Annotated in this window: 27 protein-coding genes; 16 read left to right on the top strand and 11 right to left on the bottom strand. The window is 55.5% G+C overall.

From position 1 onward, the window contains the following. Positions 1-187: 187 nt before the first annotated feature. The 5 genes from fucO to glsB all read left to right on the top strand — a co-directional run bounded on the left by fucO (position 188) and on the right by glsB (position 4,490). Positions 188-1,336 carry a lactaldehyde reductase gene (gene fucO / locus NR201_RS07915; protein WP_010247415.1) on the top strand — a complete coding sequence of 383 codons (1,149 nt, stop codon included), beginning with the start codon at positions 188-190 and terminating at the stop codon, positions 1,334-1,336. Positions 1,337-1,657: 321 nt separating this feature from the next. After that, positions 1,658-1,831, top strand: a complete 174-nt coding sequence (locus NR201_RS07910; protein WP_010247416.1) for a GhoT/OrtT family toxin — start codon at positions 1,658-1,660, stop codon at positions 1,829-1,831. A gap of 104 nt (positions 1,832-1,935) precedes the next feature. Continuing rightward, entirely contained in the window at positions 1,936-2,106 is a 171-nt protein-coding gene (locus NR201_RS07905) for a hypothetical protein (RefSeq protein WP_010247418.1), read from the top strand. Between the two features lie 175 nt (positions 2,107-2,281). Beyond that, positions 2,282-3,481 carry an MFS transporter gene (locus tag NR201_RS07900; protein ID WP_256849612.1) on the top strand — a complete coding sequence of 400 codons (1,200 nt, stop codon included), beginning with the start codon at positions 2,282-2,284 and terminating at the stop codon, positions 3,479-3,481. Positions 3,482-3,563: 82 nt separating this feature from the next. Continuing rightward, entirely contained in the window at positions 3,564-4,490 is a 927-nt protein-coding gene (glsB, locus tag NR201_RS07895) for a glutaminase B (RefSeq protein ID WP_306281265.1), read from the top strand. Positions 4,491-4,628: 138 nt separating this feature from the next. Here the strand turns inward: glsB and NR201_RS07890 are convergent, their stop codons facing one another. Next, positions 4,629-5,558 (bottom strand): Rpn family recombination-promoting nuclease/putative transposase, encoded by a 930-nt coding sequence (locus tag NR201_RS07890; protein WP_187501661.1) that lies wholly within the window; start codon positions 5,556-5,558, stop codon positions 4,629-4,631. A 214-nt stretch (positions 5,559-5,772) separates the two neighbouring features. Then, positions 5,773-6,711, bottom strand: coding sequence for a D-2-hydroxyacid dehydrogenase (locus NR201_RS07885; protein ID WP_256849610.1), 939 nt, complete (start codon positions 6,709-6,711; stop codon positions 5,773-5,775). A 221-nt stretch (positions 6,712-6,932) separates the two neighbouring features. Here NR201_RS07885 and NR201_RS07880 point away from each other — a divergent pair, with 221 nt between their 5' ends. The 3 genes from NR201_RS07880 (at position 6,933) to NR201_RS07870 (ending at position 9,932) form a co-directional block, all read left to right on the top strand. Continuing rightward, positions 6,933-7,352, top strand: a complete 420-nt coding sequence (locus NR201_RS07880) for a DUF2946 domain-containing protein (RefSeq protein ID WP_033768568.1) — start codon at positions 6,933-6,935, stop codon at positions 7,350-7,352. A gap of 45 nt (positions 7,353-7,397) precedes the next feature. After that, positions 7,398-9,128 carry a DUF2534 family protein gene (locus tag NR201_RS07875; RefSeq protein WP_256849609.1) on the top strand — a complete coding sequence of 577 codons (1,731 nt, stop codon included), beginning with the start codon at positions 7,398-7,400 and terminating at the stop codon, positions 9,126-9,128. A 126-nt stretch (positions 9,129-9,254) separates the two neighbouring features. After that, positions 9,255-9,932 (top strand): pirin family protein, encoded by a 678-nt coding sequence (locus tag NR201_RS07870; RefSeq protein WP_010247436.1) that lies wholly within the window; start codon positions 9,255-9,257, stop codon positions 9,930-9,932. Positions 9,933-9,976: 44 nt separating this feature from the next. Here the strand turns inward: NR201_RS07870 and NR201_RS07865 are convergent, their stop codons facing one another. Next, complete coding sequence (locus NR201_RS07865) at positions 9,977-10,204, bottom strand: hypothetical protein (protein WP_010247439.1); 228 nt, start codon at positions 10,202-10,204, stop codon at positions 9,977-9,979. A 172-nt stretch (positions 10,205-10,376) separates the two neighbouring features. Here NR201_RS07865 and NR201_RS07860 point away from each other — a divergent pair, with 172 nt between their 5' ends. The 6 genes from NR201_RS07860 (at position 10,377) to crtB (ending at position 16,887) form a co-directional block, all read left to right on the top strand. Further along, complete coding sequence (locus NR201_RS07860) at positions 10,377-10,907, top strand: YtfJ family protein (protein WP_010247442.1); 531 nt, start codon at positions 10,377-10,379, stop codon at positions 10,905-10,907. A 218-nt stretch (positions 10,908-11,125) separates the two neighbouring features. After that, positions 11,126-12,034: a polyprenyl synthetase family protein gene (locus NR201_RS07855; protein WP_010247444.1), complete on the top strand. Its 909-nt coding sequence runs from the start codon at positions 11,126-11,128 to the stop codon at positions 12,032-12,034. A gap of 9 nt (positions 12,035-12,043) precedes the next feature. Continuing rightward, the gene (locus NR201_RS07850; RefSeq protein WP_124890520.1) at positions 12,044-13,339 is read left to right on the top strand and encodes a glycosyltransferase; all 1,296 of its coding nucleotides are present in this window, start codon (positions 12,044-12,046) and stop codon (positions 13,337-13,339) included. Then, a complete protein-coding gene (crtY, locus tag NR201_RS07845) occupies positions 13,326-14,486 on the top strand; it encodes a lycopene beta-cyclase CrtY (protein WP_256849608.1) in 1,161 nt (386 codons plus the stop codon). The genes NR201_RS07850 and crtY overlap by 14 nt, the downstream gene beginning before the upstream one ends. Next, positions 14,483-15,961: a phytoene desaturase gene (locus tag NR201_RS07840; protein ID WP_124890518.1), complete on the top strand. Its 1,479-nt coding sequence runs from the start codon at positions 14,483-14,485 to the stop codon at positions 15,959-15,961. The genes crtY and NR201_RS07840 overlap by 4 nt, the downstream gene beginning before the upstream one ends. Further along, the gene (crtB, locus tag NR201_RS07835) at positions 15,958-16,887 is read left to right on the top strand and encodes a 15-cis-phytoene synthase CrtB (RefSeq protein ID WP_010670727.1); all 930 of its coding nucleotides are present in this window, start codon (positions 15,958-15,960) and stop codon (positions 16,885-16,887) included. The genes NR201_RS07840 and crtB overlap by 4 nt, the downstream gene beginning before the upstream one ends. Here crtB and NR201_RS07830 read toward each other — a convergent pair. The 6 genes from NR201_RS07830 to NR201_RS07805 all read right to left on the bottom strand — a co-directional run bounded on the left by NR201_RS07830 (position 16,826) and on the right by NR201_RS07805 (position 23,287). Then, a complete protein-coding gene (locus NR201_RS07830) occupies positions 16,826-17,353 on the bottom strand; it encodes a sterol desaturase family protein (protein WP_010247467.1) in 528 nt (175 codons plus the stop codon). The genes crtB and NR201_RS07830 overlap by 62 nt on opposite strands. A gap of 209 nt (positions 17,354-17,562) precedes the next feature. Next, a complete protein-coding gene (locus NR201_RS07825) occupies positions 17,563-18,672 on the bottom strand; it encodes a fimbrial protein (protein WP_256849607.1) in 1,110 nt (369 codons plus the stop codon). A gap of 16 nt (positions 18,673-18,688) precedes the next feature. Next, a complete protein-coding gene (locus tag NR201_RS07820) occupies positions 18,689-21,139 on the bottom strand; it encodes a fimbria/pilus outer membrane usher protein (RefSeq protein WP_256849606.1) in 2,451 nt (816 codons plus the stop codon). Between the two features lie 117 nt (positions 21,140-21,256). After that, on the bottom strand, positions 21,257-21,925 hold the full coding sequence (locus NR201_RS07815) for a molecular chaperone (RefSeq protein WP_372340248.1): 669 nt from the start codon (positions 21,923-21,925) through the stop codon (positions 21,257-21,259). A 55-nt stretch (positions 21,926-21,980) separates the two neighbouring features. After that, entirely contained in the window at positions 21,981-22,571 is a 591-nt protein-coding gene (locus tag NR201_RS07810) for a fimbrial protein (protein WP_256844055.1), read from the bottom strand. Positions 22,572-23,017: 446 nt separating this feature from the next. Beyond that, the gene (locus tag NR201_RS07805; RefSeq protein ID WP_031593389.1) at positions 23,018-23,287 is read right to left on the bottom strand and encodes a hypothetical protein; all 270 of its coding nucleotides are present in this window, start codon (positions 23,285-23,287) and stop codon (positions 23,018-23,020) included. Positions 23,288-23,604: 317 nt separating this feature from the next. On the opposite strand from NR201_RS07805, the gene NR201_RS07800 reads away from it, so the two are divergent. Both NR201_RS07800 and NR201_RS07795 read left to right on the top strand, forming a co-directional pair. Then, a complete protein-coding gene (locus NR201_RS07800) occupies positions 23,605-24,147 on the top strand; it encodes a thioredoxin domain-containing protein (protein ID WP_167423214.1) in 543 nt (180 codons plus the stop codon). Between the two features lie 252 nt (positions 24,148-24,399). Beyond that, positions 24,400-24,813 carry an ASCH domain-containing protein gene (locus tag NR201_RS07795; RefSeq protein WP_010670725.1) on the top strand — a complete coding sequence of 138 codons (414 nt, stop codon included), beginning with the start codon at positions 24,400-24,402 and terminating at the stop codon, positions 24,811-24,813. 9 nt (positions 24,814-24,822) lie between these two features. On the opposite strand, the gene NR201_RS07790 is transcribed toward NR201_RS07795, so the two are convergent. Both NR201_RS07790 and NR201_RS07785 read right to left on the bottom strand, forming a co-directional pair. Further along, entirely contained in the window at positions 24,823-25,791 is a 969-nt protein-coding gene (locus tag NR201_RS07790) for a HesA/MoeB/ThiF family protein (RefSeq protein WP_033780146.1), read from the bottom strand. A gap of 9 nt (positions 25,792-25,800) precedes the next feature. Then, the gene (locus NR201_RS07785; protein WP_010247482.1) at positions 25,801-26,559 is read right to left on the bottom strand and encodes a thiazole synthase; all 759 of its coding nucleotides are present in this window, start codon (positions 26,557-26,559) and stop codon (positions 25,801-25,803) included. Position 26,560 lies beyond the last annotated feature (1 nt).

Raw genomic sequence — 26,560 nt, 5'->3', positions numbered from 1 at the left:
TCCATCAACAGATCTGTAGCCTGATTTCAGACATACCGCACGGAAACCAGCTGACACAGACGCAGTGATTTTTACTAATTGATTGATTTTTATCAAATGTCTTTACCTGAAAGTGAGAGGTTCTGCGCAGAACATGAACCGGGGATCACGGATGGTAAAAATTCATTTGTTAACAGAGGATGTTTTAATGACCCAACGTATGATTCTCAATGAAACCGCCTGGTTTGGTGCTGGTGCTTTGCGCCATTTGCCGGAAGAGGTACAACGTCGCGGGATGCGAAAAGCACTGATCGTCACTGACAAAGCGCTGGTCGCGGCGGGTGCGCTGAAGCGGGTGACCGATCTGCTGGCGCAACATCAGCTTGACTGGGCGGTGTATGATGAGGTGGTGCCGAATCCTACCATTCGGGTTGTGCAGCAGGGTGTTGCGGTGTTCAGAGAGTCAGGTGCCGACTACCTGATCGCCATTGGCGGCGGCTCACCACAGGATACCAGCAAGGCGATCGGCATTATTATTAATAACCCTGAGTTTGAAGATGTCCGCAGCCTGGAAGGCGTCAGCCCCACCCGTCATCCGTGCGTGCCGATCATCGCTATCCCGACCACGGCAGGCACCGCCGCAGAAGTGACGATTAATTACGTCATTACCGATGAAGAGAATCGCCGTAAGTTTGTCTGTGTCGATCCCCATGACATACCGAAAGTGGCGATCATTGATGCGGAGATGATGGCGAGCATGCCAGCGTCGCTGAAGGCTGCGACCGGTATTGATGCCCTTACTCATGCCATTGAAGGCTACATCACACGCGGAGCTTGGACCCTGACCGATATGCTGCACCTCAAAGCCATTGAGATTATCAGCCAGTCACTGCGCGAATCGGTGGCAGGAAATATTGAGGCAGTTGAGCAGATGGCGCTGGGACAATATGTGGCCGGTATGGGTTTCTCTAATGTCGGCCTTGGTCTGGTGCATGGCATGGCACACCCGCTGGGCGCCTTTTACAATGTCCCGCACGGCGTAGCCAATGCCATTTTGCTGCCGCAGGTGATGGCGTGGAATGCCTCAGGCACTGGCGAAAAATATCGCGACATTGCCCGCGCAATGGGTGTGAAACAGGTTGAGTCATTGTCGCTGGATCAGGCGCGGGAAGCGGCGGTCGCCGCGGTGCGTCAGCTCTGTCGCGATGTGGGTATTCCCCGCTCGCTGCGTGAAGTGGGCTTAAAAGAGGCGGATATCCCTGCACTGGCACAGGCCGCGCTGGATGATGTCTGCACCGGCGGCAACCCACGTACGCCGGACCTGGAGGACGTGATGGCGTTATACCGCCAGAGTTAAAGCGCATATCCTGTAGTGATGCAGTGCCGATAACAGGCCCGTCCTCGCTGGCGGGCTTTTTTTACGTCATGGCAACGCTTAATCCGGGAGCCTTCGCCAGAGGTTGTTCAGTCTGACTTACGGCATCAGCCAAGGTTTTAGCCGCGTTTATCCTGCCTGGTTTCAGCCTGAAATCGCCCGCTGTTACGGTGAAGTTCAGCGAGCGAACTAACTGCCCCTACCCATGATTTCTTTAGATGCTAAACCCTGATTCACTTGATCTGGATCACAAAAATCCGCATCATGCGCAGCGAAAACCTTAATGACGCTGCGGAGATATCAATGACACTGTACCAGGGTATGCTAATTTTCTATGCCGTTGTTGCATTGATCGCTACGCTGATCACGTTCTTCATCGCCAAAGATAAGCTGAGCATCAAACTGCTGAGCGCCTTTCTGGTGGGGGCCACCTGGCCGATGAGTTTTCCTGTCGCGCTGATGTTTGCTCTGTTTTAATTGACATTATCCCCTTAGATACCACACTCAGGTAAGACGTCCCTGACCTGCAAACCGCCGATCACCGACGTGGCCTTGTTCATGACGGTTAATAAGGAGCGGATATGCGCGTTATCAGTGTGATGATTCTGGTTTCTCTTCTCAGTGCCTGTAGTGCCCCATGGCACGCTGAAAAACCGGTTCCGGCGGCCGAAACCCGCCAGCAGACCTGCCAGCCAGGCTCCAATCCCAGCCAGAACGACTGCGGTCATTTCCCTGAACCTGAATTCCATTGATCCTGTTACAAGGCGATCTCTGCTGTGAGATCTCAATTGCGCTATTTCATCGCATAACAAGGCTTTACACGCTGCTAACCGGTCAGTAAAGTAGCGCCCAGACATCAATTCTGATGCGTAAGCGTTAACGTCAACCAACGCCCCCGCAGCACTGCTGCATGTGATGATCCCTGCCATGATGCCTGTACAACACCCAGCTAAACCTCTCGCTGCGTATTCCAGCGCCACATTTTTTTTGTTCGTCCTGCTGCTGACCGCGGCTAACCTTCGTGCGCCCATAACTGTCATCGGCCCGGTACTACAGGATATCCGCCAGACCTTTGGCCTGAGTGTCGGTGAAGCGGGTCTGTTTAACTTTATTCCACTGATGCTGTTTGCCCTGCTCGCCCCACTGGCCGCCTGGCTGGGAAATCGCGTCGGGCTCGAGCGAAGTTTATGGGGCGCGCTTTGCCTGATCACTGCCGGTTCGCTGTTGCGCTGGCTGCCTGCGGAAGCGGCGTTGTGGAGCGGAACGCTGCTGCTCAGCGCAGGCATTGCCGCCGCCAACGTGCTGCTGCCGCCACTGATTAAACGCGATTTCACCGCCCACACCGCTAAATATATTGGCCTTTATGCCGCCACCATGTCGATTACTGCCAGCCTGGCATCTGGCATTGCCGTTCCGCTGAGCCAGCTTTCAGCGGCTGGCTGGCGACTCTCGCTGGTTGTCTGGGCGCTGCCGGGACTGGTTGCGCTACTCGCCTGGCTGCCGCTGTTACGTCAACGGCGGTCAACCGTAGCGCCCGCAGATGCGACCGTTGCATATCGCCATCCGTGGCGAACGGCAGGCGGCTGGCAAATCGCACTGTTTATGGCGCTGCAATCGCTGGCGTTTTATACCCTGATTGACTGGTTTACGCTGTATGCCCAGGATAACGGCTTCAGTCAGGCTCACGCAGGCTGGCTGCTGTTCTGGTATCAGGCAATTGCGATCGTCGCTAACCTGGTCTGCATGGTGGCGCTGAAGCGGGTAAAAGATGCCCGGCTTACCGCGTTTATTGCTTCATCAGGCATCTTCCTCGGCATGCTGGGCCTATTGCTCAATCCGCAGTGGGCCGTCATCTGGCTGACACTGGCCGGACTGGGCGCAGGCGCATCACTGGTGCTCTGCCTCTCACTGTTTAATCTGCGAGCCACTCATCACCGTCAGGCGTCACAGCTGTCGGGCATGGCACAGTGTGTCGGATATGCGCTGGCGGCACTCGGCCCTTTGTTCTTTGGCGTGCTCCATGAGCAGAGCGGTAACTGGACGCTGCCCTTCAGCGTGCTGGCAATGCTGAGCCTGTTACAGATGCTGCTGGCTCCGCTGGCAGCGCAGTCAAAACCCATTAGCTGAAAATGCGGCGGAGCCGTTAACAATAAATGACTCGCGGATCGCGGATGCCTGGCATCACCGGTCGGCGGGAATCGACGGGAGAATGTGCGTGTCTGAACTGAATAATGCTCTGCTGCAGAAGATCCTGGATCAGGTGCGTCCGCTGATCTATCAGGGAAAGGTGGCTGACTATATTCCTGCGCTGGCGGATGTGGCTGCCGATCATCTGGCAATAGCGGTTTGCCTGCGTGATGGCACCCTCTTTCAGGCGGGCGATGCTGAGACGCGCTTTTCGATTCAGTCGATCTCCAAGGCGCTCTCTCTGACCATAGCACTGACCCGCTATGAGGACAGCGAAATCTGGCAGCGGGTCGGCAAAGAGCCTTCTGGCCAGCCATTTAATTCATTGGTTCAGCTGGAGCTGGAACAGGGCAAGCCGCGTAATCCGTTTATTAATGCCGGTGCGCTGGTGATTTGCGATCTGCTGGAAACCCGACTGACCGCCCCGCGTCAGCGAATGCTGGAAATTGTGCGCCAGCTGAGTCAGCAGTCCGATATCAATTATGATCGCCACGTTGCCCGCTCTGAGTTCGAACATTCGGCCCGCAACGCAGCGATCGCCTGGCTGATGAAGTCGTTTGGAAATTTCGACAACGATGTCACCAGCGTGATGCAGACCTATTTCCACTACTGTTCCTTGTCGATGAACTGCGTTGAGCTGGCCCGCACGTTTATCTATCTGGCGAATCAGGGCAAAACGCTGGATGGCAGCCAGATGATTACTCCACGTCAGGCGCGGCAGATTAACGCACTGATGATCACCAGCGGGATGTACGACGGCGCTGGCGAATTCGCGTGGAGAGTCGGGATGCCCGCAAAATCGGGCGTGGGTGGCGGGATTATTGCCATCATCCCAGGTGAGATGAGCATTGCCGTCTGGTCGCCTGGGCTGGATAGCGCGGGCAATTCTCTGGCCGGTACCGCTGTGCTGGAATTGCTGACCGAGAAGCTGGGGCGATCGATATTCTGAGTCTGAGCGCGCAAGTCACAGGCTCGCTGTGGTGAAATGCGGCGGGATTCCCATGATTTCGGGAAGCTGATTTTGCATTTTCCGTGTAGTCCGCTGGCGATTTGAGTCGTCAGCGATAATCAGAACTCAAAAAACTAATTAGTGCGAAATCTGCGCCAGATCGTCTTCATTCAGACCAGTCATCCGCATAACGGTATTGCGATCCATGCCACTCTTCAGCATGGTGTGGGCAATTCTGAGGCTTGCTCCACGACTACCTTCTGTCCGTCCCTGTTCAATACCCTGTTCAATGCCTTTCTCAAGCCCTATCTGCTCAAGCTGTTGTGCGATAGTCATAAGTGCGTTCTCGTGTTGGGGCACACGCTGTGCCAGCTCCCGTACAAAGGCTTTGGCGTCCGATGTTTCACCCGCCTGTACAATGTAGTGTACCAGCGTTATCACCTGTGATGAAGAGTGATAGCCAGCCTGCAAAATGGTTACCAGCCTGTCCATCATTTCAGCCAGATCACGCTGCCGGATATGCTTCTGCAACAGGGTCAGAGCCGCCATGCTGCGATGTTGCATGATCTCATCGTCAGGAATCACCGTGACATCGACCAGCGGAAAACTACGGCTGTAAAGCCTGTCCGCCAGCGCCGGGTCGTCGAACTCATCCAGCCACCGGGTCGAATAGGGATATGGAGTTCGTCTGCCAGTGTAAAACAGTACGGGAATTACCAGCGGCAACCGCTTATGGCCTGCTTCAAGATGGCGTTGCATGGCAGCCACGGCATAACGCATCAGCCGAAATGCCATATGTTTGTCTGGCACAGACTGATGCTCAATGAGTACATGGATATATCCATCGCCAGCGGTTGTTTTAAGACTGTAAAGCACGTCGCTAAAGTACTGACGGAGGTCATCCTCGACAAACGACCCCGGCTCCAGTTTCAGCGTGCTGAGATCACAGCATATGCGCAGCTCTGGCGGCAAATGCAGCTCCATGAAATCCCGGGCAATATCCGGCTGAGTCAGAAATTGCCGGAATGTGGCATCATGAGGCACAGGCGTGCTGTTCTTCTTTTTCACTGGCCAGAATCCTTTCTGTTCCTGAAGCGCTTACATTGGCTGATTCAGCCATTAAAAGGCGCTAATTCCTGTAGCGCACGAACGTTTAAAGTCCTGATGGAAATAACGAAATTAATACCCTGATGACTAAACCGCGTAAAACGCTTTTCCTGAAATCTACGAGGTTGCTCTGAATATCAACCCATGTCGGGCATTAAAAACTATTCCATCTGACTCAGCTCACCACATTAATTGGCTCGCCCTGAATAAAGGCCACGATATTGGTCATCACGCCAGCCACCAGATTCTCCACGCCGCTGCGACTTGCCCAGGCGATGTGCGGTGTCAGCAGCAGAGTTGGCAGATCCGCCAGCAGCGGATTATCCGGAGCGGGCGGCTCGCTGCTCAGCACATCCAGCGCCGCACCACCAATCAGCCCCTGCTTTAACGCGGCAGCAAGATCGGCTTCGTTAATCAGTCCGCCACGTGCCGTGTTTATCAGCAGCGCCTGTGGCTTCATTTTATCCAGCGCCTCGCGATCAATCATCTGGCGGGTGCTGTCACTCAGCGGGCAGTGCAGCGAAATGATGTCGCTGGTCGCCAGCATCTGCTCAAAGCTGATATAACCGTCACGCACCCTTTCACTGCCTTTTCGCTCGGCGTACTGCACCTGCATTCCCAGCGCCTGGGCCAGCCTGCCGACCGCCTGGCCGATGTCGCCTTTGCCCGCGATGCCCAGCGTGGCCCCGCCAATATCCCCTATCGGCTGATGATGCACACAAAAGTGCTTAGCCTGCGGCCAGTCGATGCGGGTATTGCTGGCATAAGCCATCAGCTGACGGCGCAGGGCAAAAATCGCGGCTATCACCGCCTCTGAAACGCTCTGAGTTGAATAGCCTGGAACATTACTGACCACGATGCCGCGTGCGCGGCAGGCATCAAGATCGATACAGTCATAGCCCGTCGCTGCGACACAGATAAAACGCAGTTCAGGCAGTTGTTGCAGTGTGTCAGCCCGCAACGGCACCTTATTGGTGATAGCGACCGTTGCGCCCGCCAGCGAAGACACAATGTCTTCAGCCGGAGTCTGCGCACGAATCTCCCAGTCAGCCTGCTGTTGACCGGTCGGCAGGGGTACCGGCAGCGTGTCACCATCCAGCATTACAATTTTCATTTTTTATTCCTTTATTGGGTTTGGTTAAACCGCAGGCGAATGATTAATGTTATTTGTATGTGCACCGCGAGTAACAACTAAGTTAAATGATGCAGAAATTAAAGTGAAAATGTTCAAAGAGTGCGAATTTTTTCGGAACAGATGCCACTTTATTTAACCCTTTTATTCCCTTCGCGTTACACTGCCGCCCTGAATTATGACCTCATACGACCGTTGAAATCATGCCGGGATCTTCACTCAGACAACGACTCACCGCCGGTATTGCGATACTGGCCGTGCTGCTGTTGTTTGTTGCACCGATGATCTCAAAGAATCTCGCTGAACATCATGCCAGGATGCAAGGCGCTTCGATCATGAGCGCAGAGATGCCGATGATGGATCATCACAGCGAGATGTCGATGGCGGATCACGGGATGATGATGGGCCCGGGCTTTGCCTGTGGCTACTGCGATCTGCTGGTGCATGTTCCGCTGATGCTCTGGGTTTTTATCCCGTTTATCTGGTGGATGTGCCTGATCAGCCGCGCCCCGCCGCCAGCGGCTATCAATCCACCCCAATGGCGACGGCTGTTGCGTCTTCATCGACCGCGCGCGCCACCCTTTATCGCGTCACACTCACTGCTTACTAATCCGATTGCGTGACAACGTCACCTGATCGTCTTTGTCTTTTGAAAAGTGTGGAATGCTATGTCCTCTTCTCAGGAAATGTCCCCTGCACCGCGCGGCACGGTGTTTAATCTCTTTCGCCGCCTGCATTTTTATATCGGCCTGTTTATTGCGCCGTTTATTTTTGTCGCGGCACTCACCGGCACGCTCTACGTTCTGACACCGCAACTGGAACAGGCTATCTACCATGATGCCCTGACCACCGACGCGCAGGGTGTGGCACAACCGCTGTCCGCCCAGATTGCCGCTGCGCGAGCCCGTGCCGGTGAATCAGCTCGCATTTACGCTGTGCGTCCGGCGCCCGGCCTGCAGGATACAACCCGCGTGCAGTTTGCCGAGCCGCAGCTTGGCCCATCGGAATCACGATCGCTGTTTATTGATCCCTACACCCTGCAGGTGAAAGGCGATATGACGGTGTATGGCACCAGCGGTGTGCTGCCGCTGCGCATGTGGCTGGATCAGCTGCATCGCGGCCTGTTGCTGGGTGATTTTGGCCGAAACTACAGTGAACTGGCAGCCTCCTGGCTGTGGGTCGCCGCGCTGGGTGGGATCGTCTTATGGTCCGGCACCCGGCCACCGCGCACCCGCAGTAAAGCACGGAGCGGCTTCGCGGCAACCCGTCACTGGCATGTCACGCTGGGGCTGCTGCTGGCAATCGGACTGGTGTTCTTTTCAGTAACCGGGCTGACCTGGTCACAGTGGGCGGGCAATAATATTGAAAAGATGCGCAGCGACTTTGGCTGGAAAACGCCGCAGGTTAATACCGCGCTAAACGGTAACGCGCCCGCTGAAGCCGCCGATCCCCATGCTGACCATCGCGGTGAGATGGAAGGGATGACGATGTCCGGAATGACCATGCCAGCGAAAACCGCTGCGCCTGTGATTCTCAATCAGCCGAATGCCAGCTGGGATCAGGCGCTGGCAGCGGCGCGTCAGGCCGGACTGCACGCAGCGAAACTGGAACTACGCCAGCCTAAGAACGCTGAACAGGCGTGGACGGTTTCGGAGATTGACCGCAGCTGGCCAAGCCAGGTCGATGCGGTTTCAATTAACCCGACTGATTTTAGCGTGGTCGACCGCGTTGAGTTCGCCAGCTTCCCGCTGGTGGCGAAACTGACCCGCTGGGGCGTGGATGCGCATATGGGCGTGCTGTTTGGCCTGCCTAATCAGCTGATTCTGGCGCTGTCTGGCTTTGGACTCTGCACAATGATTGTGCTGGGCTACCGCATGTGGTGGATTCGTCGCCCGGCTGTTCCGCAGCTCAACCCCTCGCAGACGCTGTTATCCGCCTGGCTGGCGCTGCCGCGCTATGCGCAGGGCACCAGTCTGATAGTGATGCTGGCGCTGGGATATGCCCTGCCCGTTATGGGTATCAGCCTGCTGGTGCTAGTGCTGCTGGATATTCAGCGCTGGCGCAGCGCACAGCGCGCCGCGGTCGTTCGCGTGGATGTCGCCCCGGACAAGCAGTCGCCGCTGGCCATCGTCCAGTCGCGTTTTGCCGGGAAGCGCAAAGAGATGCGCTATTTTCTGCGCAGCGTGACGGTGCTGGCGCTGATTGTCATTACGGTGATGGCGAATGCGATGATTGGCGGAGTGATTGATCAGTATCAGATCCCCTTCAGTCACTGGTCGCTGACCATGTATATCACCCAGGCGATGATGATCCTGCTCTACTCCACGGTCTTTACCGGGCTATTGTCGATTCCACTCTGGTATTTCTTCCTCGGTGAGAGCGACGAACAGGGCAAGTAAGCTGGCAAGACACCCTAAACTCTATTATTCAAAATAACTGACGAAGCCGGGCAAAACTCCCGGCTTCTCATTCTCCGCCTGAGGTCTATGATCGTTGTTATGAGTCACTTTATTTGAGAGCAAATCATGAACATTGTGCGAGCTAATCCTGAACAACTGTTTGAGTACGGTCCTTTTACCGTCCGGCGCCAGCGTCCTGGCGAGGCGTTAAGCCCGCTGGTCAGTGTTGATCTGATGTCGCTAAAACTCGATGCCCGGATTCCGATGCAGCAGCATCAGGATGAAGAAGTTTTCACCTACCTGTGGCGTGGTTCGATGCAGCATCAGGACAGTAATGGCGAACGTACCCAGCTCTCTGCAAAACGCGTGATGGTGGTGAACGCGGGTGATGGCGTTCAATACGAAGAGTCGGTGCCGTTATATGAAGCGGAGCTGTTGCAGGCGGTTATCCGGCCTGCACAGCAGGGCGGTGAAGCGATGACCCAGGTGCTGGAGCGCGATCAGGGCATTATGACCAATGGCTGGACCGAACTGGCCGGGCCGGAAGAGTCTGATGCGCCGCTGGAACTTCGCCAGGAAGTCTACATCTTCGACACACTGCTTGAGCGCAACCATACGCTGGACGTGCCGTCGATGCCGGGCTTTGTCGCTTATCTCACCGTGCTTGAAGGGATTATTCGCGTCGGCGATCAGCGATTGGGTCGAGGTGATGCCGTCAGCGGGCTGGATTCCAGCATTGAGATTGTGGGCGAGCGGGATGCCAATCTGGTCTGCTTCCTGGTAAAGCCCGATAATTTTGTATAAAAAAGCGCGGGAAATTCCCGCGCTCATCTCTTGCTTTAAGCAGATTAAAGCGTGCTACGTTGCTGCATCGCCTGAACCCGTTTATAGGCATGATCGAACTGACGTACATCATCGCGCAGCCAGTGGCGTTGCGTCAGCGGTGCATCATCCAGCGCCTGCGGCAGCGGCACACCCGCCAGCGATCCCCGGCAGCAAAAGGCGCGCGCTAGCGTTGGGGTGGCAATGCCGATATAACGGGCAAATTCAGGTAATGTCATCAATGCTGTACTCATTTCCCACCTCCTGTAAACACAATCTCCCCTGCATTTTCAGGCCAAATCCTGAATGCTTTTATTGATCTGAAACATAGATGTGGTACTAATCTTCTGCCTGCTAATGAGAGCGTTCACCGCGTCTGACGCAAACCGAGAAAGAAGTGAGGAACCCGTGCGCCATTATGGATTGATGATTGCCCTGCTGTTTTCCGGCTTTGCCACCGCTCACACCCTGACCCCTGGTCAGCCTGTACCACCTGTCTTCGTTGCCGATAAAGGCGAAATGGTGCTGAATCAGGGCGACATAAATTATCAGCGCTGGAACAGTCAGACTCTGACCGGAAAAGTGCGTCTGGTGATTCATGTGGCGGGTCGTCTCTCAGCGAAGGATCAGAGTGCACGATTAATCGAAGCCATTCAGCAGGCCAGCCTGCCGCGTGACCGTTTTCAGACCACCACCATCGTGAATACTGACGATGCGCTGCCTGGCAGTGCCATTTTTGTGGTGCGCAGCATCGCTTCCAGTAAAAAAGCGGCACCGTGGCAGCAATTCATTATCGACAGCAGTGGCGTAACCGCGCACAGCTGGCATCTTAAGCCGGAAAGCGCGTCCGTGGTGGTGATTGATCCGGCAGGCATTGTGCGCTTTGCTAAAGATGGCGCATTATCTGCGGAGGATGTCGCCAGCGTGATGAAACAGCTGCGCGCATTACTGGGTTAATTCACGCATAATGCTCGTCCGGCTATCGCCGCAAAACGCGGAAGGCTGCTGAATTCTCCGACATTTTTATTATCGTGAACTACTCTTAGTTGTAATGGATTAACCCGCCGTTCTTTGAAAACCTGCCAACTATGCTATGGCAGTCGGGGACGATTATTGAAGATGGCATCGAATCATTCGACCTGCTGTGACTTCCTCTGTAGATAAGGACAGCCATGATGACGGTCTGTGCAGAACAACACGTCAATTTCATACACAGCGATGCAGCCAGCCTGTTGAACGACATTGAGCAACGGCTTGATCAGCTTTTACCGGTTGAAAGCGAACGTGACTTAGTGGGCGCTGCCATGCGCGACGGTGCGCTGGCACCAGGAAAGCGTATCCGTCCACTGCTGTTGTTGCTGGCAGCGCGCGATCTGGGCTGCAACGCCACGCCTGCCGGCCTGCTCGATCTCGCCTGCGCGGTAGAGATGGTGCATGCCGCATCACTGATTCTGGATGACATGCCCTGCATGGATGATGCGCAACTGCGTCGCGGACGTCCGACCATTCATTGCCAGTATGGTGAACATGTCGCGATTCTGGCCGCGGTGGCCCTGCTGAGTAAGGCATTCGGCGTGGTTGCTGCGGCAGAAGGCTTAACGGCAACGGCCAGAGCCGACGCTGTGGCAGAATTATCCCACGCAGTCGGCATGCAGGGGCTGGTGCAGGGGCAGTTTAAGGATCTCTCCGAAGGTGACAAGCCACGCAGCGCTGACGCCATTCTGATGACCAATCACTATAAAACCAGCACCCTGTTCTGCGCCTCCATGCAGATGGCCTCTATCGTGGCTGAAGCCTCAGGTGAAGCCCGCGAACAGCTGCACCGTTTTTCGCTTAATCTTGGTCAGGCTTTCCAGCTACTGGACGATCTCACTGACGGCATGGCCGACACCGGTAAAGATGCCCATCAGGATGACGGGAAATCAACGCTGGTGAATCTGCTGGGACCACAGGCGGTTGAAACGCGACTGCGCGATCATCTGCGCTGCGCCAGCGAGCATCTGTTATCGGCCTGCCAGGACGGTTATGCCACACACCATTTTGTTCAGGCCTGGTTTGAGAAAAAACTCGCTGCCGTCAGTTAAGGATGCTGCATGAGCCACTTTGCGGTCATTGCACCGCCCTTCTATAGCCATGTGCAGGCGCTTCAGCACCTTAGCCAGGCCTTAATCGCACGCGGACACCAGATCACTTTCATCCAGCAGACGGACGTTAGCGCGCTACTCACCGATAGCCGTATCGGCTTTTTCCCGCTGGGTTTAGCCTCTCATCCGGCAGGCAGTCTGGCACACACCCTGCAACTGGCGGCGCATCCTCTCGGCCCCTCAATGCTGAAACTGATCAATGAGATGGCCCGCAGCACCGATATGCTCTGTCGTGAACTGCCCGTGGTGCTGAGCACGCTGGCGATTGATGGCGTGATCGTCGATCAGATGGAGCCTGCCGGTGCACTGGCGGCAGAAGCGCTGAACCTGCCTTATGTTTCGGTTGCCTGTGCGCTGCCACTTAACCGTGAAGCGGATTTCCCGCTGGCCGTGATGCCGTTTGACTATGCCAGAACCGATCAGGCGCGCGAACGCTATCGCACCAGTGAAAAAATCTATGACTGGCTGATGCGACGTCACGATCGGGTGATCGCCCGCAACGCTCATGCGATGGGATTAGCACCACGGGAAAAACTGCATCACTGTTTTTCACCGCTGGCGCAGATCAGCCAGCTGATTCCGGAACTGGATTTTCCCCGCCAGACGCTGCCCGATCATTTCCATTCGGTTGGCCCGCTGCGTACCACTGAACCGGCACCCGCCGCATCTCAGCCTCGCTACTTCCCGCATGGCGACAGACCGCGCATTTTTGCTTCACTCGGCACGCTGCAGGGACATCGCTACGGCCTGTTTAAAACCATCGTCCGCGCCTGCCAGGAGATCGATGCTCAGTTATTGCTGGCGCATTGCGGTCGGTTGTCACCTTTCCAGGCGGAGAAACTGGCGCAGGCCAGCCATGTTCAGGTGGTCGATTTTGCCGACCAGGCGGCTGCACTGGCGCAGGCCGATCTTGTCATTACGCACGGCGGCATGAATACGGTGCTGGATGGGATTAACCACCTGACGCCGCTGCTGACGATCCCGCTGGCCTTTGATCAGCCGGGTGTGGCTGCCAGAGTGGTCTGGCACGGTATCGGACGTCGCGCCTCACGCTTTACCACCAGCCACTCCATGGCACGTCAGCTCCAGACCTTACTGGCTGATGAAAGCTACGTTCAGCAGATGAAAACGCTGCGTAGCGCACTTCGTCAGGCGGGCGGAACCACCCTGGCGGCGGACATCGTCGAACAGGCGATGCTGACCCGCCAGCCGGTGCTCACCAGGAGACACTATGCCGCGGTATGATCTGATTCTGGTGGGTGCGGGACTGGCCAACGGGCTGATCGCCCTGCGCCTGAGACAGCAGCGGCCCTCCCTGCGCATTCTGCTGATTGACGCCGAACGTGAACCGGGTGCCAATCATACCTGGTCGTTTCATGCGGAAGATCTCACCGAAACGCAGCATCGCTGGATCGCTCCGCTGGTAGTACATCACTGGCCTGGCTATGAGGTCCGCTTTCCCCAACGCAGTCGCAGTCTGAACAGTGGCTATTTTTGCGTGACTGCGGAGCGCTTCGCGCAGGTCATCCGCGACAGGTTTGCGCCGGATCTGCTGCTGAATACCCGGGTTGCGAGCATCGCTTCACGCGCGGTTACGCTGGACGATGGCCGGGTGCTGGAGAGTGACGCAGTGATTGATGGCCGTGGCTACCAGCCCGATGCCGCGCTGCGCATGGGCTTCCAGTCGTTTGTCGGACAGGAGTGGCAGCTCAGCGAGCCACATGGCCTGACCGCGCCGATCATCATGGATGCCACGGTAGATCAGCAGGCAGGCTATCGCTTTGTCTACAGCCTGCCCTTTTCTGCAGACACCCTGCTGATTGAAGATACCCACTACATTGATAACGCCACGCTGGAAGGCGATCGCGCCCGTCAGAATATCCGCGACTATGCCGCGCAGCAGGGATGGCGATTAGACCGGCTGCTACGCGAAGAGCAAGGCGCGTTACCCATTACGCTGGCCGGCGACGTGGCCGCCTTCTGGCAGAAACACGATCTGCCCTGCAGCGGTTTGCGTGCCGGGTTATTCCATCCCACCACCGGCTATTCTCTGCCGCTGGCGGTCGCGCTGGCTGATCGGCTGGCGCAGATGCAGACGTTTACCTCTGAGACCCTGCACGCCACCATTCAGCAATTCGCCAGTCAGGCATGGCAGCAACAGCGCTTCTTCCGCATGCTAAACCGTATGCTGTTTCTGGCGGGTCCGGCTGACCAGCGCTGGCAGGTTATGCAACGTTTTTACGGCCTTCCCGAAGGTCTGATCGCCCGTTTTTATGCGGGAAAACTCACTTTGCCTGATCGGCTGCGCATCTTAAGCGGCAAGCCCCCGGTCCCCGTTCTGGCGGCGTTACAGGCTATTATGACTCCTCACCGTCAACAGGCGATGCAATGAATAGAACTACAGTAATTGGCGCAGGCTTTGGTGGTCTGGCTCTGGCAATTCGCCTTCAGGCGTCAGGCGTTCCCACCCGACTGCTGGAGCAGCGTGACAAGCCTGGCGGCCGGGCTTATGTCTATCAGGATCAGGGCTTCACGTTTGATGCCGGCCCCACGGTAATCACCGATCCCAGCGCCATTGAAGAGCTGTTCACCCTCGCGGGTAAAAAGCTCTCTGACTATGTCGAGCTGATGCCGGTGAAGCCGTTTTATCGCCTCTGCTGGGAGTCCGGCAAGGTGTTCAGTTATGACAACGATCAGCCCGCGCTGGAAGCGCAGATTGCCGCGTTTAATCCGCGTGACGTTGAAGGATATCGTCGCTTTCTGGCCTATTCCCGAGCGGTGTTTGCTGAAGGCTATCTGAAGCTTGGCACCGTGCCGTTTCTGTCATTCCGCGACATGCTGCGGGCCGCGCCTCAGCTGGCAAAACTTCAGGCATGGCGCAGCGTTTACAGCAAAGTGGCGAGCTACATTGAAGATGAGCATCTGCGTCAGGCCTTCTCTTTCCACTCACTGCTGGTGGGCGGAAATCCGTTTGCCACTTCCTCAATCTATACCCTGATTCATGCGCTGGAACGTGAATGGGGCGTCTGGTTCCCGCGCGGTGGCACGGGCGCGCTGGTGCAGGGCATGGTGAAACTGTTTGAAGATCTGGGCGGCGAAGTGGAGCTCAATGCCAGCGTTGCCCGGCTGGAGACCCAGGAAAACAGGATTACCGCGGTACACCTGAAAGATGGCCGGGTCTTCCCAACCCGCGCGGTTGCCTCCAACGCAGATGTGGTTCACACCTACCGCGAACTGCTGAGCCAGCACCCCGCTTCGCAGGCGCAGGGACGGTCACTGCAGAACAAACGCATGAGCAACTCGCTGTTTGTGATCTATTTTGGCCTGAATCATCATCACGATCAGCTGGCGCACCACACGGTCTGCTTTGGTCCGCGCTATCGTGAGTTGATTGATGAAATCTTTAACAAAGATGGCCTGGCAGAGGACTTCTCGCTCTATCTGCATGCGCCCTGCGTGACCGATCCCTCACTGGCACCGGAAGGCTGCGGCAGCTACTACGTGCTGGCGCCGGTACCGCACCTCGGCACCGCCGATATCGACTGGGCCGTTGAAGGTCCGCGCCTGTGCGATCGCATTTTCGACTATCTGGAACAGCATTACATGCCGGGCCTGCGTAGCCAGTTGGTCACGCATCGCATCTTCACGCCGTTTGATTTCCGCGATGAGCTGAATGCGTATCAGGGCTCGGCCTTCTCGGTGGAGCCGATCCTGACGCAAAGCGCCTGGTTCCGGCCTCACAACCGCGATAAAAATATTAATAATCTCTATCTGGTCGGTGCTGGTACCCATCCTGGCGCGGGTATTCCAGGGGTGATTGGCTCGGCCAAGGCTACCGCAGGATTGATGCTGGAGGATCTGGCTTGAATAGTCCGTCACTGCTTGATCATGCCGTAGACACCATGGAGGTGGGATCGAAAAGCTTTGCCACCGCGTCAAAACTGTTTGATGCCAAAACCCGACGCAGCGTGCTGATGCTCTACGCCTGGTGCCGTCACTGTGATGATGTGATTGACGATCAGGTACTGGGATTCAGCAACGATACGCCATCGCTGCAATCTGCCGAACAGCGCCTGGCGCAGCTGGAGATGAAAACGCGTCAGGCCTATGCCGGATCCCAGATGCATGAGCCCGCCTTTGCGGCCTTTCAGGAGGTGGCAATGGCACACGATATTCTGCCTGCTTACGCTTTTGATCATCTGGCGGGCTTTGCGATGGACGTGCATGAGACACGCTATCAGACGCTGGATGATACGCTGCGTTACTGTTACCACGTTGCGGGCGTGGTTGGCCTGATGATGGCGCAGATTATGGGCGTACGCGACAACGCCACGCTGGATCGCGCCTGCGATCTCGGTCTGGCGTTTCAGCTGACCAATATTGCGCGCGATATCGTTGAAGATGCTGAAGCGGGACGCTGCTATCTGCCCGCTGCGTGGCTGGCTGAAGAGGGGCTGACCCGAGAGAATCTCGCCGATCCGCAAAATCGCCAGGCATTAAGCCGCGTCGCCCGTCGGCTGGTGGAAACGGCGGAGCCCTATTATCGATCGGCGTCGGCTGGCCTGCCGGGTTTACCGCTGCGTTCAGCGTGGGCGATTGCTACCGCGCAGCAGGTCTATCGTAAAATCGGTATGAAGGTGGTTCAGGCGGGTTCACAGGCGTGGGAGCAACGCCAGTCCACCAGCACGCCAGAGAAACTGGCACTGCTGGTGGCGGCATCGGGTCAGGCGGTTACTTCCCGGGTGGCGCGTCACGCTCCACGCTCCGCTGATCTCTGGCAGCGCCCCGTTTAACGCCATGACGTTCTCGCAGCGTCGCCTGCAGTTTTGACAGCGGCGGCGCGTAAAGAAAGCCAAACGAGACACAGCCCTCTTTGCCTCGTACCGCATGATGCATGCGGTGCGCCATATAAAGCCTGCGTAAATAACCCCGGCGCGGAACATAGCGGAATGGCCAGCGCTGGTGCACCAGGCCATCATGCACAATAAAATAGAGCAGGCCGTAGAGCGTCATACCCGCGCCGATCCACTGCAAGGGCCAGACACCCGTGCTGCCCAGATAAATGAGCAAAATCGACAGAGCGGCGAACACTACGGCATAGAGGTCGTTAACCTCAAACCAGCCTTTATGCGGTTCATGATGTGACAGATGCCAGCCCCAACCCCAGCCATGCATTATGTATCTGTGCGCCAGTGCAGCCGTTATCTCCATTCCGATAACAGTGACCAGAACAATCAGGGCATTCCAAATCCACAACATAGTTTCTCCCGAACATGCATCCTGCAAAGTGGCGCAGAGGTTCAATTTTAACAGAGATTGGGGAAAACAGCGGGTCGGGTTGTGCCGGTTTTAACGATTGCTGCAGGAGATGGCCCGGATAATGATTGTGTCAGCGCTCAGGGTAGAAACATGTGGCGCATTCAGCATGCATCACACCGTTACCACCTGTAATGCACCGTCTGAACAACCTAGTTATAAACCAGGTTAAAGGTCACTGTGCTGTCCGCTTTGCCCGCCATAACCTGCCCGTCGGTCTGAATATATTGCGCGTTAAACGCCATCGACTTCGTCTGATTGGGTGAGGAGATCGTCGTCAGCACCGGCAGTTGATCGGTCGGCACATTCAGAGGGACCCGCTGGCCTTCAGGAACCTGCAGGCCCGACCCATAGGTCAGGGCAATGCCCACACCTGAAGCAGAGTTGCTCTGTGGCGTCAGGCTAAGGGCATCCTTATCACCCGCAGTAGTCATACCGAAGAAGCCCACTTTAACCGCTGCACTGTGTTCACACATCACCTGAATCTGAAAACCTTTTTCACTTCCCGCCCGGCTACCGATACCGCTAAACTCTGCCTTACTCACTTTTCCCATCTCCACATTAATCACGGACTGGGAGGTGACAACGGCACAGCTGCCATATTGCACGGTAAAGCTGGAGAGGAAGATCTGCGGCTTATCATTGATCGGCTGACTACTGGCTGCGCTATCCCCCACCTTTAAGCTGGCATTGCCAATATTCACCTCACCGACATTGGCCGGTTGATTGCCTGGATTAAGCGGCGATTGCTGGCCCGGGATTTTATAGAAAACCACATAGGACTGAAGTGTAATGTCATGTGCAGAATTCAACTGTGGGCTGGTCTGGGAATTACAGATCGAGCTGATTTTGCCCTTGCCGCTGGTATCAGAGAAGGTACCGGCACACCAGGAGGGTTCCCTGAAACCGATAGCGAATCCGATGCTGTCTACTCCCGGCACACGATATATTGGCGTATTATGACCGCCCGCAATATTCGTCTGTAAGCCGGACTCTTCGGCGTTAATCTCAAACCCCAGATCCTTGTAGTTATAGCCCTGCTCACCGCTGTTTTTATTACAGGTGAAGGCATTACTGCTTTGCAGAGGCATCTGCGCCGAGATGGGTGTGCCATCGGCTGCGCCCGGCACATAGTTGACGTTTTGCACCTGTACCACAACCTGACTGATACCCTGACAGGACTCCTGCCCCAGTGCCTGCAAACAAACCAGCGACGGGAGCATCAGTATGATCCCTGTCATTAATCGCTGAACTGATTTCATCTTAAATTCCTGTGGATTACTGACAAACCGCAGAGACCAGCCTGACCGGGTTAGAGCCAGTGGCGGCTGGCAGGCGGAACGGTGCGCGACAGCTTTTCTGCCCTCCCTCATCCTGCCAGTTCACTTCGATGAGGCCCTGAGCCGGTACACCGCTCAGATAAAGTTCCCCTTTTTCGGCCACGATGCCGCTGGTACTGCTCTCTTTACCCGCGGCGGCAAGTGCGACCTGGCCAGCCGCACCGAAGGGCGGAAAAGTGTCCTGCCAGGTAAGGGTGAACAACACCCTGTTACCTACGTGGGTGGCATAATCGGCCATCACAATCGCTCCACGCGTAGGGATAGCCTTTTGCCCATCCAGTTCGACGTCAACGTTGTCGGGCAGCGTATCCGTTTCCAGTTCGATAGCGTTTTCCTGGTAGGGCGAGAGTGAAGGCACAATCGCATAGCCGCGGCCATCAGTGACCACTTTGCTGCCGCTCTGGATGCCCACATCTGCCGTATCCGGTACCCGAACAATCGCGAAGGTATCGCCCAGCGGCTGGCTTAACGTAATGCCGTGTTCATGCGCGACGATCCCACCCGACAGGCCATAGTTAAACTGGCTGCTGTGCCGATCGTGACTGACCCCGACACTGACGCTGCCGCGACTGCCGCGATAGTCCAGCGAACCGTTGCTGTTCACGTTCTGTCCCTGACTGTCATGACCCTGTTGCAGGTTGTAGTGCAGGTTATCGTCCTGCAACGCGCTGCCCGACAGGCTGACCTGCTGAGACATATCGCCATCATTAGTGGCATTCATGCTGTAGCTGACGGAGCTGTCTGGCAGCAGTGCGCTGAAGGGGATGGAGACATTGAAAGAGACCGCGCGATCAGCTTTACGGGCACTGGTCGAGTCGGTGTAAAACCAGGCGACACCCCAGGAAATGGCTTTGTAATTGCTGTAGAAGCCCATATGTAATGTGCGATCTTCATTGTCTGATCGCCAGTAGCGCTGAACATACGCGGAGGCACTGAGGCTGCCATAATCACCGATACCCTGAGAGACTGAAATTTCTGAGCGACTGCGTTTATTTGCCCCATAGCTTGCCGGACTGGTCATCGCATTGGCCTCGCTGAAGGCGTAAAAACCGCTGGAAGAGTAGCGATAGCTTGCCATGCTGAAGGTCGTATTGGTGGAGGCGAAATTTTTCTGATATTGCACACGCACCGACTGACCACTCCGGCTTTGTCCTTCCGGCATACGGGTTTTTGCCAGAGTCATATCGGTTCCCAGCGAGCCAAAATCGCCCAGGCTTTTACCCAGGCCCGCCGCCACAGCGTGATAGTTTTGCGCGAGTTGCACGCCACCAAAGGCGGTAAAGTCATGCGGCAGTCCGTAGAACAGCGTGGATTGCACAAACTCAGGCGAACGCAGGTTGCTGCTGCCTGAGTAGTGATAACGACCGCCACTGACACTGTATTTCAGATGGCCCTGACGCAACATATAAGGCACGGCAGAGTAAGGCTGAGTGAAGGTGCGCACCGAGCCATCACTTTCATGAATGATAATCTCAAGGTCACCGCTCTGGGACGTGGGATAGAGATCTTTGATTTCGAACGCACCGGGTGCGACCACGGTTTCATAAATCACATAGCCGTGCTGGCTCACCGTTACCCGCGCATTGCTATGGGCGATGCCTTGGATCATCGGGGCGAAGCCGCGCTGGCTTTCCGGAAGCATGGTGTCATCAGACATGATCTGCATACCGCGAAACTGCACGCTGTCAAAAACATCGCCGGACGTATAGGTATCTCCTACCCGAAACTGGCTTTTCAGCGCCTTAAGATCCCGCTCCAGAAATGAGGTCTGAGACTGCCATTGACTGACCAGATCGTAGCGCCATGTGGACGTGTTACGCAGCCGCCATGCACCAAGATTGGCCCCGCTGCGCAGGCTGAGTAACGTCGAGTTCCAGCGGTCACTGTGATTGCGGCTACTGCTGCCAGACAAGGTATAGTTCACAAAAGCAGCCGACACCCCCTCATCCCAGCGTGCTGGATCGACATAATCGCGATCTTTCACCATCAGCGCGATCTGTGGAATTGAAAGGTTTAACTGCTGATGCGCGAAATCAAAGTGGGTCGATGCATCGGGAATGAAATCGCCTAACTCTTCGATGGCCTCATCTTTCTTCAGATTAGTGAGCGCGGAAAAACCGTTGACGTTCACCCCCATCGCGGCCAGCTCTGCCACCGTCAGTTGCGGAACCAGCCCGGCTTTGCCCTGTACGAAGCTGACATCGCGGCTATCAATAACTCTGTTGTTGAGCAACAGCGTGACATGATAAGTGCCGGGTTGCTGTCCGCCCTCACGAGCAAAATAGTGGAGATCGGTGGCGTGATGTTGATCGGATGAGAACTCCAGTGCCGCCGGGTCAAAATAGTCATCCGCACGAGCACCACGCAGCGGGCAGAACAAAATCAGCATTAACCAGGGAGAGGCGTAAAGCGGCTTTGCGTACCTTATCTTTCCTCTCTGAGCGTGCTGATTAACTTTCACTGATGATGGCCCCGGGTTTAAAACAAAATAAATTACAAATAACAACTAGCGCGTACGTTGTTCGGTAATGCCGCCATAGTCGTTGATTGCAGACCAGCTCACTGCGCCGGAAGCAGCGACGCGCCAGTGCCGATCTTCTCCAGGGCCAATCATGCCAGGATCCTGTATCTCGTGATGATTAACGCTGAGCGAATAAAATGAGACAAAGTAAGGCGTTGGGTTATGCGCAATCAGCTGATTGCCTTCATGGCGGAATGAGAGTTGCTGCCAGGCATCAGCCGGATTACCCGGCAAATCTTTTGGCCGATAAAAAAGCTTAAATTTCGATTTAATATTGACCTGAAGCTGGTTACTTTTATCGCGCGGCGTCGGTGAAATAGATTTCACATTCAGCCAGAATACCGATTCACGATCTTTCGGCAGGGGCATCCCCAGATAATTAATCCTTAACAGATTCTCTTTTTCCGCATCAAGCCGGAATAGCGGTGGCGTAACAATAAATGGTACCCGGGAATGATTATTTTTATCAAAGTTCTCTATCCAGGATTCAACCAGATACGGCGTATTTTTATCCTGATTGGTAACCGAAAGTGTTGCCTCCTTTTTGCCTTCCACAAAAATAATACGCGTCCCTCCCATTACCACACCCGCATGGGCAGCCATGCCCAGCATGCACGCAGAAAAGAGTGAAATAAGTCTTATTACCTTAAACATAGATATTTGTGCCATCGATATTTCGGAGGGGAAGCAGGGTTGCCCCTGCTATTAATCAGTTATAAATCATCACAAAGTTAGAGACTGAGTTGGCAGCACCGACAGCGATCGGCGCACCATCACTTTTATAATCGGCAAAGAAATTTAAGTCCGCAGAACCGCCCTCGTCAGCCGTTACCAGGCTGACCGCTTTGGAGACGGATCCGATAGCAATCGGCGTGCTTCGGTCAGCTTCATAAAGTTTAATTCCTACGCCGGTAGCGCCACCGCTGGTGACTTTCAGCAGGGAGTTGTCACCGCTATCTTTATCACCATCAAACAGCACAGCCACGGTTTTAACTGATGAAGGACAATCCTTAACAGAGATAGTGAATGGCGTTTCTGTAGTTTCGTTACGGCTTTCGAAATACGATTTCGCCCATTTACCTAAATCAACGCTCTGGTTTTTACTGGCGGTAGAAACGTCACAGGAAACATCGGTAATTTCGCCGGTAAATTTCACTTCACCACCGGCACCCTGTGTACCGGCTGCTGCTCCCGGATTAGGAGTAATCGGTGATGGGCCATCAGCAGGCGTTGCTAATGCTGATCCGGACACCATAAGGCCAGCCAGTGCCACGGGCAGAATATGTTTTCTGATATTCATCAAACCTGTCTCTTTTAATACATGCAAAGTGGCTGCAATGAGTCACCTGATGGATAAATATGCATTTACAGAAATGCGCCAACATAACAACCTGAGGTTTATTATGTTGCTGCTATATTAGCCTCTCTCGGCTATATAAAAATTAAACGAGACGTTCAGGTTCTTACACAGAAGAGATACATTGGTAGCCTTCCTTGATCTACATCACTTTAAGAAGGTAAAAGGATTATTTATTGAAAAACTATTTTTACTAAGACGGCACTTAACATAAACCTTAAATATATATTCATTCCAGAATGCGAATATATAAGTTGGCCGCCGTGAAAATTATGCAGTGCCGGAAATTCTCAGCGGTGATTAGCAGCGGCTCACCTCGGGTTTTACATCATCAGCCACACCAGGTTTTCGACTTGCGTGATTTTTACTGATGCCGCGAGCCAGTCAGCTCAAAGCAAATCGTGACCTATGGGAGTGCGAAAAGCGTGGCGTGCCGCGGTCATTAACTGACTGGCGGTGACGGTCGTGGGTAATCGCATCAGAATTTTGCTGGCCTGCCAGTAACAGAGCAGCATGACCTCATCCTCCTCTTTTTCAGCCAGTTCATGCAGGCGGGCGCGCAGTGATAACACATCAATGGTCTGCTGCTCGTCAAGCATGTCAGAGATCGTCTGATTGATGACGTGATGGAGAGTTTTCCAGGTGAGATCGGTATGCAAAATTAACCTCTTCTAACGCTTATCAGCTCCGGGCAAACAAACAGCAGTGAAGCAGCTTAAATGGCTGCATCCTGCAAAAGATTGCACACTGCTGACAACTATAGCTGTTCGTGGGCGGCTACGCCGTGCCAGCAGTTGAAAATGCCAAAGTTGGCAATTCTAACGACTAATGGACCTGCCTGTCGCGTATTACACGCGACTCATCAGCTGATTGCTGTTTTTTGTAACAATTACAGCTGATTCTTAACTGGCTGATGTCAGAGGGATTTGCCAGGGTAAACAGGTTTCCCGTGTGGTTAATGTTCAAGGAGTTGTCGATGAGTCAGCACGCTGATGTACTGGTATGGGGCCACGGCCCTGAAATCTTTGAAGTCTTTCTGGAACCCACGTGTCCTTTTTCGGTGCGCGCCTTCAATAAATTCGACGCGTTACTGGCGCACGTAGGTGAAGAGAACATCACCCTGAAGATCCGTCTGCAATCACAGCCGTGGCACCTCTATTCCGGGCTGATAGTGCGCTATATCCTTGCCGCCGCCTGCGAAAGCAAAGAGGCCGCGAAAAAGGTGATGCAGGCGGTAGCCGATCATCGTGAAGAGTTTGAGTTCACCGACCACTGTACCGGTCCGAACCGCGATGCCACGCCGAATCAGATCCTCGCCCGCCTGAAAGATTACAGCGGCGTGAATGCCAGCGCCGCGTTTGATCAGCCCGACCTGCAGAACGCCATTAAATGGCACTGCAAGTATGCCCGTCAGAACGGCATTCACGTTTCACCGACCTTTATGGTAAACGGTCTGGTACAGCCCGAAATCAGCAGCGGTGACGATATAGCGCACTGGGCAAGCTTTCTGATTCGTTAATATTAGTGCGCGGCTGTGCCCGGCCGCGCCAGACTGAGTCTCTCCTTTGCGACCCCACTCACGCTCAAACTCAATATCCTGATAATTAAGCCTGTTTTCCCATGTGGAGGCCGGGTAAGCTGTACCGCTATCAGCAGCAGACGGTGGGATTAAAGCCGCTGCTGTTGTTCATCTTAACGGCACCGCTGGCCTGCATGGCGATAACCTGACGTTACGCCGGGCCCGCACGCCTAATTCATTGAGGATTTGCTGATGACGATGACGCTGCAACAACTGCAGGACAAATATCCGGGTGCCTTCACAGATGCATTTGGTGACTCCCCGGAATTAGCCAGCGAGCTCGCAACGCTGATTATTGCCGGTAAGAAAGTAGCTACCTGCGGGTCGTTGCGGAGCTGGCAGGATCAGGAAGCATTGCCTCAACCGGGCGGTTACAGCATTGTTCTCAACGGCGAACAGCAGCCCGTCTGCGTGATCCGCACCACCGGCTTGTTCCTGACGCGCTTTGATCGCGTCACGCCAGAGATGGCGATGCTGGAGGGTGAAGGCGATCTGAGCCTCGACCACTGGCGTCAGGAACATCAGCGCTACTTCGAGCGCGCTGGCTATTTTCACAGCGAAATGGAGCTGATCTTCGAGACGTTCCAGCTGGTCGAGGTAGTCTAAACCGGCACGCTACAGGGTGTTTGCCGCCACCAGCGCAAGCCGCGCAATCCCCCGCGCGGCAAGGTTCTCAGCCGCCTGGGCTGCGCGCATGCCACTGGCACACACCAGAACCACACGCTGATTGACCGGCGGTTGCCAGGCCGCTATCTGCTGCGGCAGAATTCGCACCACCCGCTCGGCCACACTGACCGGTGCCTCTTCCAGGCTGCGCAACTCCACTATGCAATCATCCTCCATCAGCATGGCCCGATCGATAAAGGGCGTGCCGGGCGCGTCAGGTTCAGGTGCGTCATCAAAACGAAACTGCCTGATATGCCAGTCAACAAAGTCACAGTGGATCATGCAGCCGAGCGGCGATGGCGTCAGTTTTAACAATACGCTCAGCGCCATCTGCGCCTGCATTGCGCCCAGCGTCGCTACCGCCGGTCCCATTACGCCTGCCGTATTGCAGTTACCCGAGGCCGTGGGCAGCTGCGGGAACAGCGCGCGATAGCCAGGCGCACCGCCACAGAATCCGCCAACATAGCCCTTGCGTCCCAGCACCGAGGCGCAGATCAGCGGCAGGCCTGCCGGATAACAGGCGTCGGAGAGCTGATAAGTAATAGCGAAGTTATCCGCCGCGTCCACCACCAGATCGATCCCCTCCAGCGCCTGCGGCAGTTGACTGGCGCTTAGCGCGTGTGGATGCGCCTCAACGCGACAGTCAGGATTGCGCTGCGCCAGCGCACGCTGAGCGCAAAATACTTTCTGCTGACCCACATCGTCGACGCCAAACAGCGTCTGCCGGTGGAGGTTGTGCAGTTCAACCCGATCGCCATCGTAAAGACGGATAAATCCCACACCCGCGCCTGCCAGTAACGGCAGCAGCGTTGCACTAAGCCCGCCCGCCCCCACCACCAGCACCCTTGCCCTGCTCAGCCGCTGCTGCCCCGCTTCACCAATCTCAGGCAACATCGTCTGTCGCTGATAACGCTCCATCGCTGCTCCTTAACTGAATTGTGCCAGACCAAAAATAGGCGTAGAGGCAGACGCCATGTCGCGCTGCTCCATCAATCCCGCCTGAAACGCCTCGTGTCCGCCGTGGATCGCAGCAGCAAAGGCACCGGCCATGCGCACCGGATCGCGCGCTTTTGCCACCGCCGTGTTGAGCAGCACGCCATCGAAACCCATCTCCATCGCCTGAGCCGCCTGGCCAGGTGCGCCAATGCCCGCATCAATAATCAACGGCACATCTTTAAACCACGCACGCATAGCGCGCAGCCCCTCGATATTACGCAGCCCCTGGCCGGAGCCGATCGGCGCGCCCCAGGGCATCAGCACTTCACAGCCCGCTTCCAGCAATTTTTCGCCGACAATCAGATCTTCCGTAGTGTAGGGAAACACCTGGAACCCGTCAGCGCAGAGAATCCGTGCGGCCTCAACCAGGGCAAAAGGATCGGGCTGCAGCGTGTCGGCATGGCCAATCACCTCCAGCTTGATCCAAGGTGTGTCGAACAGTTCACGCGCCATCTGCGCCGTCGTCACCGCCTCTTTCACCGTGTGGCAGCCTGCCGTATTCGGCAGAATACGTTTGTTGAGCTGTTGCAGCAGCGTGCGGAAAGCGCCGCCTTCACTGCCTTCCCGCCGCAGGCTGACGGTAATAATCTCCGCGCCTGACGCGTTGATCGCCTGATGCAGAATGTCCGGTGACGGATAACCGGCCGTGCCGAGCAGAAATCGGGATTGCGGAGTAAATTGATAGAACATG

This window comes from Pantoea sp. Fr-CA_6 (assembly GCF_024520895.1).
GTDB lineage: Bacteria > Pseudomonadota > Gammaproteobacteria > Enterobacterales > Enterobacteriaceae > Pantoea > Pantoea agglomerans.
This window is presented reverse-complemented; position numbering and strand designations above follow the sequence as displayed.